A 14,887-nucleotide genomic window follows, 5' to 3' on the forward strand; every position below is an offset into this window, starting at 1 on the left:
ACTCTAAACGTAAATACAAGTTTTCAAGACTGTTTTCATTTCGCGGACAAATGTATTCGATTAGTGGAAATATGTTGCGTTCTTTTCATTAATTTGGTAGTCTAGTACCATTGAAAAAATAAGGAAGTGTCATATGAAAGTAATCAAATTTGGTGGAAGCTCTTTAGCGAATGCCACTCAATTAAGAAAGGTCTTTAATATCGTAAAAGCTGATGAAAAACGTAAAATCGTGGTGGTTTCAGCCCCAGGGAAGCGTACATCAGACGATGAAAAAGTAACAGACCTTCTCATCCAATTAGCAACTTCTCATATTGAAGGGAATTATGATGAAGAAGTCTTAAAGAAAATCTTAGTACGTTATAAAGAAATTTGTGATGAATTAGAATTAAAACTAGAAGTATTTGAACTCGTTCGTATTCATTTTAAAAACTTAAAAGAAAGAAACGACTTAGCTCCTGACTATTTAATGGATGCGTATAAAGCAAGCGGGGAAGACTTAAACGCACGCTTAATTGCGTCATACTTTAACCAAGAAGGTCTTGCGGCTAAATATGTGGGCCCTCGCGAAGCAAAACTTTGGGTGAGCGACACTCCAGGGGAAGCACGTGTCTTAGAAGAAAGCTACCATGAATTAGAGTACTTACAATTAACGAATGAAGTGATTGTATTCCCAGGATTCTACGGGGTCACAAAAGAAGGCAATGTCGTGACATTCTCTCGTGGTGGATCTGACATTACAGGGTCGATTTTAGCCAATGCTGTGAACGCAGAAGAATACGAAAACTTTACAGACGTAGATGCGATTTATGTTGCGAGTCCAAAAATCGTGCATAAACCACTCGCTATCGATGTGTTGTCTTATACAGAAATGCGTGAGTTGTCCTATGCTGGATTCTCTGTATTCCACACAGAAGCGCTTCTTCCTTCCATTAAAAAAGGAATTCCAGTGCACGTGTGCAATACGAATAATCCAGAAGCAAGCGGAACTTACATTATGAAAGGGAAGGTTACTTCTCCAAGTGTTATCTCAGGGATTGCAAGTTCACCAGGCTTCGTAAGTATTTATGTGAAGAAATACTTGATGAACCATGAGATTGGGTTCCTTCGTAAAGTATTGACAATTTTTGAAGAAGAAGGCATTTCAATCGAACATATTCCAACCGGGATTGATGATGCGACCATTATTATCCGTGGGGAAGATGCTACTGACGAGCAACTCGATGCGATTGTGGAACGTTTCTATGCGGAATTAGACGTGGATGATGCGCACTATATGCGTGGCCTCTGCCTGATTATGTTAGTAGGGGAAGGGATGGTCAACATGGTCGGTACAACGGCTCGTGTGGCTTCAACGCTTGCTCGTACTCAAATCAATATCGAATTATATAACCAAGGGGTATCTGAGGTTTCAATGATGTTTGGTATTTTAGACCAATACGAAAAGAAAGCCATCCGTGCGTTATATGATGAGTTTTTTGGTGAAACGAAAGAATATAAAGTGGTGGAATAATTTTCCAACAGTTTAAACTAAAATAGTAACGGTTGTAATTAGCCGATAGGAAGAGTAGAATATCCAATATATTCTGCTCTTTTTTTGGGCACATTATTTTTGATTAGGACAGGAGGGACGAAGATGATTCGTTTCTTATTTAAGGACTCGATTCCGAAAAGAATTGCATCCAGTTTTGCGATTGTGATTTTGGTAGGGTCATTCCTGTTAAGCTTACCGATTTCGCAAATCGCGACATCAAAAGCTTCGTATTTTGACCACTTGTTTACAACTGTATCGATGGTATGTGTTACAGGACTTTCGACTCAACCAGTAGCCGAGACGTACAATACTTTTGGACAAGTGATTTGTATGATTTTAATGCAAATCGGTGGATTAGGATTAATGAGTATTATTGCCTTTTTCCTCTATGATGCGGGGAAGAAGATGTCATTAGTTGATAAACTAGCCTTGCAAGATAGTTTGAACCGTGAGGATGGTCAAGATTTCAAAAAGTATTTAAAAACGATTTTTAAATATACATTCTTTATTGAATTCATTGCAGCGGTTATTTTATCCTTCCGATTTGTTCCAGAATTAGGAACAGCAAAGGGGATTTTCACTGCATTCTTCTTTGCAATCTCTGCATTTTGTAATGCAGGTTTTGATAACTTAGGCTCTAATAGTCTGATTAACTATGCAACTGATCCATTTTTGACATTAGTGGTTGCTGCTCTCATTATTCTTGGGGGAATTGGTTTTTCCGTTTGGTTTGATTTCAAACGAAGCTACCTTGAAATGCGAAAATCGACCAAGAGTAAAAAGCGTAAATCGTTTTATAGACGATTGCAGTATCATACGAAGATTGTCCTTTGGTTGACGGGGATTATTCTACTTAGTGGAACGGTTTTAACCTTGCTAACCGAATGGAATAACCCAAATACGATTGGAAATCTATCTTTCTTCGATAAGCTACTCGTGAGCTTCTTTCAAACGGTAACGATGAGAACCGCTGGATTTGCGACAATTGATTATACGAATGCACATCCAACGAGTATTCTTCTTTATTGTATTCAAATGCTGATTGGAGGTTCTCCTGGTGGGACGGCAGGTGGGGTGAAGACGACAACCTTCTTAGTGGTTCTCTTATTCATTCGCTCGGAAGTGTACGATGAAGGGATGATTCAATTTAGACACCACAGTATTTCGCAAGAGATGGCCAGAAAAGCCTTAACGATTTTTATCGTATTTACAACACTCATTCTAACGAGTGTGTTCTTGCTCAGTTTAACGGATCCAGAGGTGCCACTTCTATATACCTTATTTGAAACTATTTCAGCGGTATGTACAGTAGGGGTAACCGCAAATTTAACACCAACCTTATCCTTCCTTGGAAAGATTATTATTATGCTGTTGATGTTTATTGGCCGTATTGGACCGTTGACCGTACTATTAAGTTTTTCAAATCGAAAGAAAAAAGCACTCGATATGAAGTATGCCAAAGCGCCATTATTAATTGGATAGAAAGTAGGGATTGTAATGAGAAAGACAGTTGGGATTTTAGGACTAGGTGTGTTTGGGATGACGATTGCCAAACAGCTTAGTGAATATGATTGCGACATTATTGCCATTGATCGTGATGAAACAACCGTTAACCGTATTGAACCACTTGTCACAAAGGCAGTCATTGCCGATGTGACAGACGAAGAAGTCTTAAAAGAAATTGGAATTGGCGACTGCGACACAGTAGTGGTAGCTACAGGGTCTAGTCTAGAAGCGAGTATTCTAGCCGTGATGCATTGTACGAAACTTGGTGTTCCAGAAATTATTGCTAAAGCAAAGGGCCGTACGACAACAGAAATCTTAACGAAGATGGGTGCGCAACGTGTCATAAACCCAGAAAAAGAAACAGGAATTCGTCTCGTGAAGAACATTCTTCACCATAAACTGGCCGAAGTGATTTCACTTGATGGAAATATTTCGCTTGTGGAATTTTATCCGCCAAAATCATGGGTTGGAAAACAATTAAGCGATTTAGACTTACGTAAAGATTATGATTTAAACTTAATTGGTTATCGTGAAGGAAAGGACGAATCCTTGAATACAAGAGTATTTGCGGATTTCCTTATTCGTGAAGATGTCATTCTTGTAGCGATTATCGGAACAGATAGTTTAGATAAAGCCACTTTCCTTGAAGACTAATCAACGAGACCAGATGAATCAAAAGCGGTTCATTTGGTCTCTTTTTCTTTAAAAATGGGTTCAAACCCTTTCCAAAGCATGCATTTCATAGTACACTAGGACTATCAACTTTTTAGAAAGTAGGGATTATAATGGCCAATAAAAAACCATTAAGACGTGAAGAAGTTCCAGTAGAATTAACATGGGACCTTTCCGCAATTTACGAATCAAACGAAGGATTTGAAAAGGACTTAGAATTTGTTAAATCACAAATTCCAGCAGTAGCCGCTGCAAAAGATACAGCATTAAAAGACGGGGAATCATTATTAGCATTCTTAAATCTTTTAAACGTAGTAGATGATAAGATTGAAACAGCTTATGTTTACTCACATTTAAAAGCAGACCAAGATACTTCTAACAATGAAAACCAAGTTTTAAATCAACGTGCGTTCTCAACATACATCGAATTCTCAGGTGCTTCAGCATGGTTTGCCCCAGCAATTTTAGCATTATCTGATGAAGCGTTCGAAGAGTATTTCAAACAAGAACCAGGATTAGAAGACTTCCGTGTCTTATTAGAAACAGCGCGTATTAAAAAAGGTCACGTGCTTTCAGATAAAGAAGAAGCTTTATTATCAAAAGCTAGCGAAGTATTCCAAGGCGCAAGCAAAACGTTCAACTTATTGAACAACGCTGACATCAAGTTTGATGAAATCACAACTGAAAATGGCGAAAAAGTTGAATTGACAAACGGAAACTACTCAGTATATATCGAGTCTAAAAACCAAGATGTTCGTAAGGAAGCATTCGAAACACTATACAAACCTTACATCAACTTAAAAAATACATTCGCAAGCACACTTGGTACAGAAGTGAAAGGTCATAACTTCAGCGCTGCTGTTCATAACTATGATTCAGCTCGTCAAGCAGCTCTTGCTTCAAACCAAGTTCCTGAAGAAGTGTACGATGCTTTAGTAGACGTGGTAAATGAAAAATTACCATTATTGCACCGTTACATCGCATTACAACAAAAAGCATTAGGCTTAGATGAATTGCATATGTATGATTTATACGTACCAATCACAGGCGATGCTCCAATTAAATACAACTACCAAGAAGCATCACTAGCAAGTGTGGAAGCCTTGAAACCTCTTGGCGAAGAGTACCACGAAATCATGAAGAAAGCATACGCAGATCGTTGGATCGACGTTGCTGAAAACATCGGTAAACGCAGTGGTGGATATTCAAGTGGGGCTTACTCAACTGCACCATACATCCTATTGAACTGGCATGATGAATTATCAAACTTCTTCACATTAGTTCACGAATTAGGACACAGTGCACACAGCTACTTCACTCGTAATACTCAACCAAAACAATACGGAGATTACTCAATTTTCTTAGCGGAAATTGCTTCTACAACAAACGAAAACATCTTAACAGATTACTTGTTGAAGAAACATACTGATAAAGAAGCGCAAAAATACATCTTAAACAACTATTTACACCGCTTCAAATCAACAATTTTCCGCCAAACACAATTTGCGGAATTCGAACATAAGATTCACGTAATGGACCAAGAAGGCCAACCATTAACACAAGAATCAATCGCAAAAGCTTATAGCGAAATCAACGCGAAATACTATGCAAATGTCATCCAAGATGAACAAATCGCATACGAATGGGCACGTATCCCTCACTTCTACATGAACTACTACGTATTCCAATACGCAACTGGTATGGCTGCAGCAACTGCTTTATCAGATAAAATCTTACATGGTACTCCAGAAGATTTAGAAGCTTACTTAAACTACTTACGTGCAGGACGCAGCGACGCTCCAATCGAAGTAATGAAAAAAGCTGGCGTAGACATGACGAAGAAAGACTACTTATACGACGCATTCGACGTATTCGAACAACGTCTATCTCAATTAGAAGCGCTTATGAACGACTAGGCAGAAAGACAGAAGACAAGAAAAACCTCACAGTGTGAGGTTTTTCTGCTTCGTAGTCTTTCGCCCGCACAGTTTATTAGACTTTCTTGAATCACGAGTGATGAAAAGAAAGTCAATAAACCACTGCGTGATACGAGACCGAGCGCTCAGAAATGGAACGTTGGAAAATTCTTCACAGTGCGAAGAATTTGAAATTGAAAGAAGGGACTCGGGACGAGTCGTGCGGACGTTTCGGGAAACGCACGCCATTTCTGCGAGGTCGAGTTCAACTTCATAGGCAGAAAGACAAAAATCAAAAAAGAGCTCACAGTGTGAGCTCTTTTTCCTTTTATAACTAAAGAAAACTCCTCCAAATGGAGGAGTTTAATTCGTTTAACGATTCATATTAACGACTTTTGCTAAGTTGTGGCGTGAGCGAACTTCTACAAGTCGTTTGACTTCTGGGCATTCAGGAAGAGGCTCACCATTACAAATTTCACTAATGGTATCCGCCGTAATACTGTTCGCCAGTAAGATTCCATAAGAATGATTTGAATTATCGAAGATGACAAGAGAAGGAGTGTGCGTTACATTCATCTCTTGAGCGATTTGTAAGTCGCGGTCGTACGCTGTTTTCACAGCAGCACTTGCTTTATCTTCGTAAAACATTTTCTTATCAATTTCAATATTATCTAAAATTTCATCTAATAACTCTTTGCTGTAGCAACGATTGTGATGATGAATTTGGTGTTGCAATTCAAATAAGAATTGACGACCTGGACGTTTTCCTTGTAAGAGGGCAGCTTTATAAGAAAGAGCCGCATCATAAATTCTAGTATAGATTTCGTTTCTTAAATCTAAATCCGTTTCATCTAACTTTTGGTTTTTCATATATTGATCAACCGTTTGTAAATTATGAAACGTTACGAATTGGTAATGTACCTTAAACTCAGAATTGCGAACAAATTTTAATAGTTCATTTTCACAGCGATAACAATATGATCCCAATGGATTCACGAATAAATATAATTCGAAAATCTTTTCGTGTGAAGTGTGTTCTGATAGATTTTTTGTTTTTGAACTACTCAAAATCTTACACCCCTGTTCCCTAACTAACTTTGTAATATCATTGTAACATAGTTTGTTGAAATGTCAGAATAATTTGCACAACGAGTAACGTTTGTACTCATCTCGTGGACAATGCTCGTTTAATTTTACTTTCCGCTTGGCGTCGTTCAATTTTGTATTTCTCTAAAATGCCTAGAAATACCGGTTCGCCAAGTTCGAGACTACGGACTTCCATTTCCATCTCATAGTCTACCTTGCCGTTATAGTGACTCTCATCGAGAACAAGCCACTCATTTTCGGAAAGGGCACCTTCCAATCGATGCGTTGTAAGAAGCGCCGTTTGATTCACAGTTTGAAGTGTAATGCCTTTATTTTCCAATGTTTCTTGAAGGGACGTTGGAAGCGCGAATTGTTTGTCGTGGTTATACGCATTTAGAATGTCTACCGGAAGGACTTCGGTATACTCAAGAACCTCTAAGCTACTTTGAGGAATCTTTAGCGTAATTTCGCCGGTTTCTTTTCCTTCGACAATGCGAATGCGAAGGGCCATTTTATGTTGTTGGAGGAGACCTTCGTAGTCGTAGTAACTATTTGTCTGCGTGACGTCCTTTGTAAAGACTGATTGATAGTCGCCCGCAATCGCCTCGTATTGCTCTTTTGTCAGTAAGTTTTTAAACTCTTTTTCAATTTCTGGCATATCCGTTCCTCCTTTAGTGTTCTATTGTAGCTCATTTTATGACAGATTTGAAAAAAATCGCCTTAATTTGTCATGATTCCCTATAAAATATGGTATGATAGAGAACGGAAATGAAAAAAAGTAGGTGAAAATATGGAAACATGGGAAACACCCCTTGTAGAAGACTGGGAAGCCTTTCTAGCTCCGTATTATCAAGCAATAGAGGAATTAAAAATTAAATTAAAGGGAATTAGACGTCAGTATCGTCAGGAAGGAAAGCATGCACCGATTGAATTTATCACGGGCCGTGTGAAGACTCCAGAGAGTATTTTAGAAAAGATGCAAGTTCGTAATATTCCTAGAGAAGAATTCCTTGAAGGTGTACAAGATATAGCAGGTCTTCGTATTATGTGTCAGTTCGTGGATGATATTTATGAAGTGGTTCGCTTGATTCGTCAGCGGAATGACTTTGATATCGTAATTGAACGTGACTATATTCAAAATAAAAAAGCGAGTGGCTATCGTTCATACCATATCGTGTTGGAATATCCAGTGCAACGTATCGAAGGGGAAACAAAGATTCTTGTGGAAATTCAAATTCGTACGTTAGCGATGAATTTCTGGGCAACGATTGAACACTCATTGAACTATAAATATAAAGGGGAATTCCCTGATACGATTCATGAGCGTTTGGAACGTGCTGCAGAAGCGGCGTTCTTGCTTGATGAAGAGATGTCTCAAATCAGAGAAGAGATTCAAGAAGCGCAATATATTTTTGCGATTAATAAAGAAAATCAACGTAAACGAAAGAAACGGAGGGAATCATGATGAAAGTCGGTTTATACGGAAACCAAACAGAAAAAACAAAAGAAGTCATGAATACCTTCGACCGCTTATGTCAAGAAGGCTGTTTTGTGCGTGATGATGAGCATCCGGATGTGGTGATTACGGTTGGCGGAGACGGAACGCTTTTAGGCGCCTTTCACCGTTACCGCGATCAACTAGATAGCATTCGTTTTGTGGCCATCCATACGGGACACTTAGGGTTCTATACGGATTGGCGTAATTATGAAGTGGATCAATTAATCGAGTCATTGAAACAAGACAAGGGAGAGCGTGTGAGCTATCCATTACTCGATGTGAATGTGAAATTTAAGAGCGGAGATGTTGTTCGTTATGCAGCCTTGAATGAGGCAACATTGCGTAAAGTAAATGGCACGCTGTTATGCGAAGTGTATATTAATGGCGAGTTATTTGAAAACTTCCGTGGAGATGGGCTTTGTGTGGCGACACCAACTGGGTCAACAGGCCTTAGCAAATCTCTAGGGGGAGCCGTTGTTCATCCGCGTGCAGAAGTGATGCAGATGACTGAAATGGCGTCGATTAATAATCGTGTGTATCGTACACTTAGTTCGCCAATGATTTTTGCCAAAGATAATGTCTTAACACTACGTCCTGAAAGTAAAGAGGGCATGGTGATGGCGATTGACCATTTAACCTATGATGCCAACGAGATTGAAGAAATTCAATTACAAATTAGTGGGGAGCGCATTTCATTTGCGGCGTATCGTCATACACCATTCTGGGATCGTGTGGAAGATGCGTTTATCGGTTCGCGTGAAGTGAATTGTCGTGGAAATGAGGAAGTCCGTTGATTTTAACGTGGAATTACCCATACGAGTATCCGATGATGATGCGGTCCTTCTTGCAAGAAGTGGGGATTTCAAGAACCTTTCTTGCTCATGTCAAAACACATGGGGACCTCCTCGTGAATGGTCGTCATGAGATTGTCCTAAAGACGCTTCAGCCAGGAGATGTCCTAACGATGGTGATTCCGCCGTCTGGAGAACATGAGACCGTGATTCCAAGTGAAGTGCCGATTGATATTTTGTATGAGGATGATTATTTACTCATTATCAATAAGCCTGTTGGAACGGCTTCGATTCCGTCGAAGTTGCATCCAGACCATTCGATGGCGAATCGTGTGAAAGGATACTATAAGAGACGTGGTTATGCGGACCAAATTACTCATGTGGTGACGCGTCTTGACCGTGATACAACGGGAGTGATGATGTTTGCCAAACACCGAGTTGTCCATGCGTGGATGGATCAAGCCTTACGAGACAAAACCATTGAGAAGAAGTATTTAGCAATTGTGCATGACACAGCTACACTCGAAGAACATGGCATGATTGATGCGCCGATTGGCCGACATGAAGGGTCGATTATTAATCGTTGTGTATCAGAAGATGGGAAACCATCGCTAACTGAATATTGGAAGAAAGAAACGCTTGATGGAGCGGACCTTGTCGAGATTTTATTACACACTGGGCGTACGCATCAGATTCGTGTTCATTTCTCATGGATGGGTGCACCACTTGTGGGAGATGATTTATATGGTGGGGTGAAAGACGAGATTTTAGACCGCCAAGCCTTACATTGTCATTCGCTTACGTTTATTCATCCAATGACGAAAAAAGAAATTACCGTTGTGGCGCCACTGCCCAAAGATATGGACGAGTGGATTAAAGCCCACAAGCAATAAAGAGAGGAGAATCACCATTGAGCGAAATCGTATATGAATTTGAAGATATTTTAGAGCAAATTCAACACACCTTGGCAACGGAAGACAAACAACAGTTCCGTGAGATTTTCTTTGAGAATCATACGTACGACCAGGCGCAGATTTATTTGAGTTTAACGCTGGAAGAACGTAAATTAGCCTACCAATTTCTGACTCCTGAAGAAATGGCAATGGTGTTCGAACTACTAGAAGAAGACGTAGAAGATGTTGAAGAGTATTTAAGCGAGATGGATGAAGCCTATGTCTCACGAATGCTTGCGGAAATGTATTCCGACAACGCGGTAGACGTATTGAAGCAAGTAGGGGAAGAAAATGTCCGCACCTACTTACGTCTGATGCCGCATAAAACGGCGACAGAACTTCGTCAATTATTAAACTATGATGATGATACTGCAGGGGCGATGATGACAACAGAATTTATCTACGTGCATGAATCAGATACATTAAAAACAGCGATGTCAACGGTAAAACGTTTTGCCGAAGACGCTGAAACCATCTACTATGTGTATGTCACTGACGATGAAAATCATTTAACTGGGATTCTCACGTTGAAAGACTTAATCGTGAAACCAGACGAAAAACTCGTCAAGGATATCATGATTGACCGTGTTGTAACAGTACACGTGAATGATGCGCAAGAAGAAGTGGTGCAGACGATTAAAGACTACGACTTCCTTGCCATTCCAGTAGTCGACGATACGAATACGCTGGTAGGGATTATCACGGTCGATGATGCCTTAGACGTTATCGAAGAAGAAGCGACGAGTGACTATTCAGGTCTTGCCGGGGTAAACGTTGATGAAGCGCACCAAGGCGTGTGGGCAGGGATTGTCAACCGTCTACCGGGGATTGTGACGCTCCTTATCATGGGTACGGTGACAGCGGTCCTCTTTAGACATTATGAACCGATTATTCAACAAGCAAGTATCTTTGCCATCTTTATTACATTGATTACAGGTACTGCCGGGAATACAGGGACGCAATCACTTGCCGTTGCGATTCGTAAGATTGGTCTTCACGAAGAGGAACAGTCTTTCTGGAAAGTACTCGTGCAAGAGGGGGCAACTGGTCTAGGTATCGGATTGATTTCCGGAGGAATGGTATTTGGGATTGTGAGTCTATGGCACGGTAGCATCGTTCTTGGTGCTATTATTGGATTTGCGATGTTTGCTTCGATTTTCGTAGCGGCATTAACAGGGACTTGTATTCCATTTGCATTGGAGAAATTCAACTTTGATCCGTCCATTGCCAGTGGACCATTTATTACAACTGTTAACGACTTAACATCTGTGCTGGTTTACTTCACGATTGTGAGTCAATTTATTTCGGTATATTTAGCAAAATAAAAAACGATAAGGTATATAGACGATTCTGTCTATAACCTTATCGTTTTTTTCTTATGCATTTGCTTTTAATTCTTGAAGCTGGAAGTAGTCCTGCAAATATTTCGCTAATCCATTTTCGTCATTTGTGAATGGAGTGATGGCATTTGCGATGTTTTTCAATTCATCAATTCCATTCTTCATCGCAACACCGTGTCCTGCGTATTCAATCATTTCTAAATCGTTGTCTTCGTCACCAAAGGCAAGAATATTTTCTTGTTTAATTCCAAAGTAACGCGACAAGTGTTCAATGGCTTTCGCTTTATGAATACCTGGTGAAATCACTTCTAGACATGGGAAGTTACCACCCCAAGTACGGATTTCAATATCATTATCATAGCGGTCTAAGATTTTTGATTTAATCTCTGGTTGTTTCTCAACATCAGAGAAGAGAGCAACGGCTGTTGGTTGTTCTTTGAGTTTTGTGTTTTTATCAATCACGATTGGCTTTTGGTCTTTTGGATAGTATGGGCATTCAGGTAGTTCTTCCATGTTTGAATACACAAGTTCTGTTCCTTCGACCATTAAGTAATCGACCGGTAGTGTTTTGTTAAAGGCCACCAAATCAAGTACGAATTCTGAATCGAGAGTGATATGGTATTTTCCATCCCAATCTGGCATCCCTGGAATATGGCAGAGGGCACCGTTGAAGTTTGCGATTGGGCCGCCTAGGTTAAGTTGGTCGTAATATTGTTTTGAATTACGGTAAGGGCGACCAGTGACAATGGCTACCTCATGGCCTAAGTTTTTCACGGCATGAAGGGTATCAATCGTTTCTTGAGTCAGTTCTGAATTGTTGTTTAATGTAGTTCCATCAAGGTCGATGGCAATGAGTTTCTTTTCCATTCTTTCTCCTTTCAAAGTGGTTTTCTAAAAGCAGAAACTTGTTTTCAAAGTTTCCATCAAGTACAATATCTGTATAAGTTTACCATATTTTTGATTAAATAAGAAAGAGGAAGTTATGATTCAAATTGATTATCGTGAAGTAAATGGAATTCCGTACGCTGAAGTTGTGGATGCATCATTAAAAGATCAAGCAATCCCAATTGTTGTGTTTTATCATGGATGGACAGGTAGTAAAGACCGTGTTGTCACAATTGGAGTTGAATTAGCGAAGCGTGGAATGCGTGCAATTTTACCAGACCAACTCTTACACGGAGACCGTGGCGTTCGTCTGATTGGTGGCGAAATCTGGGAAATTGTAGCTAATAACATTAAAGAACTTCCTATTATAAAAGAAGAAATGAGACAGCGCGGACTATTAGATGAAACGAAGTTTGGGGTATCTGGTTTAAGTATGGGTGGTATTTCAACCTATGCTTTGTTCAATCAATATCCCGATATTACAGCAGCAGCGAGTTTAATGGGAAATGCGGATCCTGCTCGTTTTGCGAAATGGACAATTTCATCTATCTGGATGACGGGAGCAACGCAGGAACAATGTGAAGCATTAGAAGCGGAAATTGAAAAGAACAAAGCCTTCTTAGATGCAATGGCGCTTGCAAAACATCCTGAACATATTAATGGCCGTCCGTTATTCTTATGGCATGGAACTGCAGATGATAAAGTGCCGTATGAATTAAATAAAGAATTTTATGAAAGCATCAAAGATGAACCATATTCGAAAAATGTAGAATGGCATGAAACACCAGGTGAAGTGCATCGTGTCCCACATCAAGTGTTTGAAGCCGTTGCAGACTTTTTCCAAAGAGTATTTCAATAGGAGAGAAGAAGATGACAGAAGAAAATAAAAATGCTGCAGAAGTAATGCAAGAGAAGATTCTAGAAGCCTTAGAAACAGTGATTGACCCAGAGCTTGGTATCGATATCGTCAATCTTGGATTGATTTATCGTGTTGACTTGAATAAAGAAGGGCATTGCCAAGTGGATATGACTCTGACAACAATGGGATGTCCGCTAGCAGATATTATTACAGATGAGATTCATCGCGCATTAGCAGAGATTGAAGAAGTGAAGACAATCGATGTGAAATTGGTTTGGTATCCAGCATGGAGCCCAGATAGAATGTCACGCTATGCAAGAATTGCATTAGGTATTAGATAAGGAAAAATCCCCACAGATGTGGGGATTTTTTTGTGCAATAAAATAAATTCTGTCAGATAAATACGTATGGTGAAATTTGAAGTGAACCCCAAAAGTTAGACAGAAAATCTAACTTTTGGGGTGCTTTTTTATGAAATTAACTTATGAGGATAAAGTTCAAATTTATGAACTCAGAAAACAAGGAGTTAGCTACGCACGACTTGCAGATACGTTCGGTATAAATGCGAGAAATCTTGTCTATATGATTAAATTGATTGATCGTTATGGTTTAGAGATAGTAAAAAGAGGGAAGAAAATTTATTATCCTCCAGAAATAAAACAAGAAATGATTGATAAAGTCTTACATAAAGGTTTGAGTATAGAAAGAGTTTCTCTTGAATACGGTCTTCCGGGTCCTGCGATGCTTTATAACTGGCTCGCACAATACAAGAAAAATGAGTATACTATTGTTGAGAAAACAAGAGGGAGACTACTTAATATGGGCCGTAAGCCAAAGAAAAAATCAGAAGAGATGACAGAACAAGAACGCCTTCAGGCTGAAAATGAGTATTTAAGAGCGGAGAATGCCATTCTAAAAAAGTTGAGAGAACTCCGCTTGAAGGAGGAAAAAGAGAAAGAAGAAAGACACAGATTGTCAGAGAGTTAGTGCCAGAGTTTCCTTTAGATATTCTTCTAAAGATTATTAAACTTGCTCGTTCAACTTACTACTATCACTTAAAGCAGCTAAACCTAGAAGATAAGAATCAGGCCGTAAAAAACGAAATAGAAACTATTTATAACGAGCATAAAGGAAATTATGGCTATCGTCGTATTACTCTTGAGCTTAGAAACCGTGGTTTCATCGTAAACCATAAAAAGGTACAACGCCTGATGAAAATGTTAGGTCTAAAGGCTCGTATTCGCAGAAAACGTAAGTACTCTTCTTATCATGGAACCGTTGGAAAGAGAGTTGGAAACATTATTCAACGTCAATTTGAAGCTGAAAAACCGATGGAAAAGTGCTATACAGACATTACGGAATTTTCTATCCCAACAAGTAACCAAAAACTATATTTATCACCAATTTTAGATGGTTATAACAGCGAAATTATAGCTTATTCCCTTTCGTCTTCACCAAATTTAGACCAATTAAAAGATATGTTAAAACAAGCTTTTAGAGATGAACAATATGAGAGTACTATTCTCCACAGTGATCAGGGATGGCAATACCAGCATGAGTTTTATCATAGTTTTTTAGAAGATAAGGGCATTCAGCCATCTATGTCCCGCAAGGGTAATAGTACTGACAATGGCATGATGGAATCGTTCTTTGGCATTCTTAAATCAGAGATGTTTTATGGCTATGAGCAGACATTTAAGTCTATAAAGGAACTTGAGAGGGCAATCGTCGACTATATTGATTATTACAACAACAAACGAATCAAAGTAAAATTAAAAGGACTTAGTCCTGTGCAATACAGAACTAAATCCTTTGCTTAAATTAATTGTCTAACTTTTTGGGGTCAGTAC

At 39.3% G+C, this 14,887-nt stretch carries 14 protein-coding genes; 11 read left to right on the top strand and 3 right to left on the bottom strand.

Going from position 1 to position 14,887, the window contains the following annotated elements:
• Window positions 1-133: 133 nt before the first annotated feature.
• From O3793_RS05575 to pepF, 4 genes are all read left to right on the top strand, one after another.
• Window positions 134-1,510, top strand: coding sequence for an aspartate kinase (locus O3793_RS05575; protein ID WP_371446200.1), 1,377 nt, complete (start codon window positions 134-136; stop codon window positions 1,508-1,510).
• A 123-nt stretch (window positions 1,511-1,633) separates the two neighbouring features.
• Window positions 1,634-3,013 carry a TrkH family potassium uptake protein gene (locus O3793_RS05580; RefSeq protein WP_371446201.1) on the top strand — a complete coding sequence of 460 codons (1,380 nt, stop codon included), beginning with the start codon at window positions 1,634-1,636 and terminating at the stop codon, window positions 3,011-3,013.
• A 15-nt stretch (window positions 3,014-3,028) separates the two neighbouring features.
• Entirely contained in the window at window positions 3,029-3,691 is a 663-nt protein-coding gene (locus O3793_RS05585; RefSeq protein WP_371446202.1) for a TrkA family potassium uptake protein, read from the top strand.
• Window positions 3,692-3,822: 131 nt separating this feature from the next.
• A complete protein-coding gene (gene pepF / locus O3793_RS05590; protein WP_371446203.1) occupies window positions 3,823-5,625 on the top strand; it encodes an oligoendopeptidase F in 1,803 nt (600 codons plus the stop codon).
• Between the two features lie 372 nt (window positions 5,626-5,997).
• Here pepF and O3793_RS05595 read toward each other — a convergent pair whose 3' ends face one another.
• Entirely contained in the window at window positions 5,998-6,693 is a 696-nt protein-coding gene (locus O3793_RS05595; RefSeq protein ID WP_371446204.1) for a DsbA family protein, read from the bottom strand.
• Window positions 6,694-6,790: 97 nt separating this feature from the next.
• A complete protein-coding gene (locus tag O3793_RS05600; RefSeq protein WP_371446205.1) occupies window positions 6,791-7,369 on the bottom strand; it encodes a CYTH domain-containing protein in 579 nt (192 codons plus the stop codon).
• 132 nt (window positions 7,370-7,501) lie between these two features.
• Here O3793_RS05600 and O3793_RS05605 point away from each other — a divergent pair, with 132 nt between their 5' ends.
• The 4 genes from O3793_RS05605 to mgtE are packed head-to-tail and all read left to right on the top strand — an operon-like array spanning window position 7,502 to window position 11,278.
• A complete protein-coding gene (locus tag O3793_RS05605) occupies window positions 7,502-8,176 on the top strand; it encodes a GTP pyrophosphokinase family protein (protein ID WP_371446206.1) in 675 nt (224 codons plus the stop codon).
• The gene (locus tag O3793_RS05610; RefSeq protein ID WP_371446215.1) at window positions 8,176-9,003 is read left to right on the top strand and encodes an NAD kinase; all 828 of its coding nucleotides are present in this window, start codon (window positions 8,176-8,178) and stop codon (window positions 9,001-9,003) included. The genes O3793_RS05605 and O3793_RS05610 overlap by 1 nt, the downstream gene beginning before the upstream one ends.
• Window positions 9,000-9,893: an RluA family pseudouridine synthase gene (locus O3793_RS05615; protein ID WP_371446207.1), complete on the top strand. Its 894-nt coding sequence runs from the start codon at window positions 9,000-9,002 to the stop codon at window positions 9,891-9,893. Before O3793_RS05610 ends, O3793_RS05615 begins: the two co-directional genes overlap by 4 nt.
• Window positions 9,894-9,910: 17 nt before the next feature.
• Window positions 9,911-11,278 (top strand): magnesium transporter, encoded by a 1,368-nt coding sequence (gene mgtE / locus O3793_RS05620; protein WP_371446208.1) that lies wholly within the window; start codon window positions 9,911-9,913, stop codon window positions 11,276-11,278.
• Between the two features lie 51 nt (window positions 11,279-11,329).
• Here the strand turns inward: mgtE and O3793_RS05625 are convergent, their stop codons facing one another.
• On the bottom strand, window positions 11,330-12,160 hold the full coding sequence (locus O3793_RS05625; protein ID WP_371446209.1) for a Cof-type HAD-IIB family hydrolase: 831 nt from the start codon (window positions 12,158-12,160) through the stop codon (window positions 11,330-11,332).
• 115 nt (window positions 12,161-12,275) lie between these two features.
• Here O3793_RS05625 and O3793_RS05630 point away from each other — a divergent pair, with 115 nt between their 5' ends.
• The 3 genes from O3793_RS05630 (at window position 12,276) to O3793_RS05640 (ending at window position 14,857) form a co-directional block, all read left to right on the top strand.
• On the top strand, window positions 12,276-13,037 hold the full coding sequence (locus O3793_RS05630; RefSeq protein ID WP_371446210.1) for a prolyl oligopeptidase family serine peptidase: 762 nt from the start codon (window positions 12,276-12,278) through the stop codon (window positions 13,035-13,037).
• Between the two features lie 11 nt (window positions 13,038-13,048).
• Entirely contained in the window at window positions 13,049-13,378 is a 330-nt protein-coding gene (locus O3793_RS05635; protein WP_371446211.1) for a metal-sulfur cluster assembly factor, read from the top strand.
• Window positions 13,379-13,508: 130 nt separating this feature from the next.
• A protein-coding gene (locus O3793_RS05640) for an IS3 family transposase (protein WP_371446212.1) occupies window positions 13,509-14,857 on the top strand; the annotation gives its coding sequence in 2 pieces (ribosomal slippage) (window positions 13,509-13,941 and window positions 13,941-14,857; 1,350 coding nt in all).
• The last annotated feature ends 30 nt before the right edge of the window (window positions 14,858-14,887 follow it).

It is taken from the genome of Granulicatella sp. 20925_1_28, assembly GCF_041433575.1.
GTDB lineage: Bacteria > Bacillota > Bacilli > Lactobacillales > Aerococcaceae > Granulicatella.

What these genes read in the sequence shown, in the direction of transcription:
- O3793_RS05575 (WP_371446200.1), top strand. Translation starts at nt 134, where the DNA reads ATGAAAGTAATCAAATTTGGTGGAAGCTCTTTAGCGAATGCCACTCAA.
- O3793_RS05580 (WP_371446201.1), top strand. Translation starts at nt 1,634, where the DNA reads ATGATTCGTTTCTTATTTAAGGACTCGATTCCGAAAAGAATTGCATCC.
- O3793_RS05585 (WP_371446202.1), top strand. Translation starts at nt 3,029, where the DNA reads ATGAGAAAGACAGTTGGGATTTTAGGACTAGGTGTGTTTGGGATGACG.
- pepF (WP_371446203.1), top strand. Translation starts at nt 3,823, where the DNA reads ATGGCCAATAAAAAACCATTAAGACGTGAAGAAGTTCCAGTAGAATTA.
- O3793_RS05600 (WP_371446205.1), bottom strand. Translation starts at nt 7,369, where the DNA reads ATGCCAGAAATTGAAAAAGAGTTTAAAAACTTACTGACAAAAGAGCAA.
- O3793_RS05605 (WP_371446206.1), top strand. Translation starts at nt 7,502, where the DNA reads ATGGAAACATGGGAAACACCCCTTGTAGAAGACTGGGAAGCCTTTCTA.
- O3793_RS05610 (WP_371446215.1), top strand. Translation starts at nt 8,176, where the DNA reads ATGAAAGTCGGTTTATACGGAAACCAAACAGAAAAAACAAAAGAAGTC.
- O3793_RS05625 (WP_371446209.1), bottom strand. Translation starts at nt 12,160, where the DNA reads ATGGAAAAGAAACTCATTGCCATCGACCTTGATGGAACTACATTAAAC.
- O3793_RS05630 (WP_371446210.1), top strand. Translation starts at nt 12,276, where the DNA reads ATGATTCAAATTGATTATCGTGAAGTAAATGGAATTCCGTACGCTGAA.
- O3793_RS05635 (WP_371446211.1), top strand. Translation starts at nt 13,049, where the DNA reads ATGACAGAAGAAAATAAAAATGCTGCAGAAGTAATGCAAGAGAAGATT.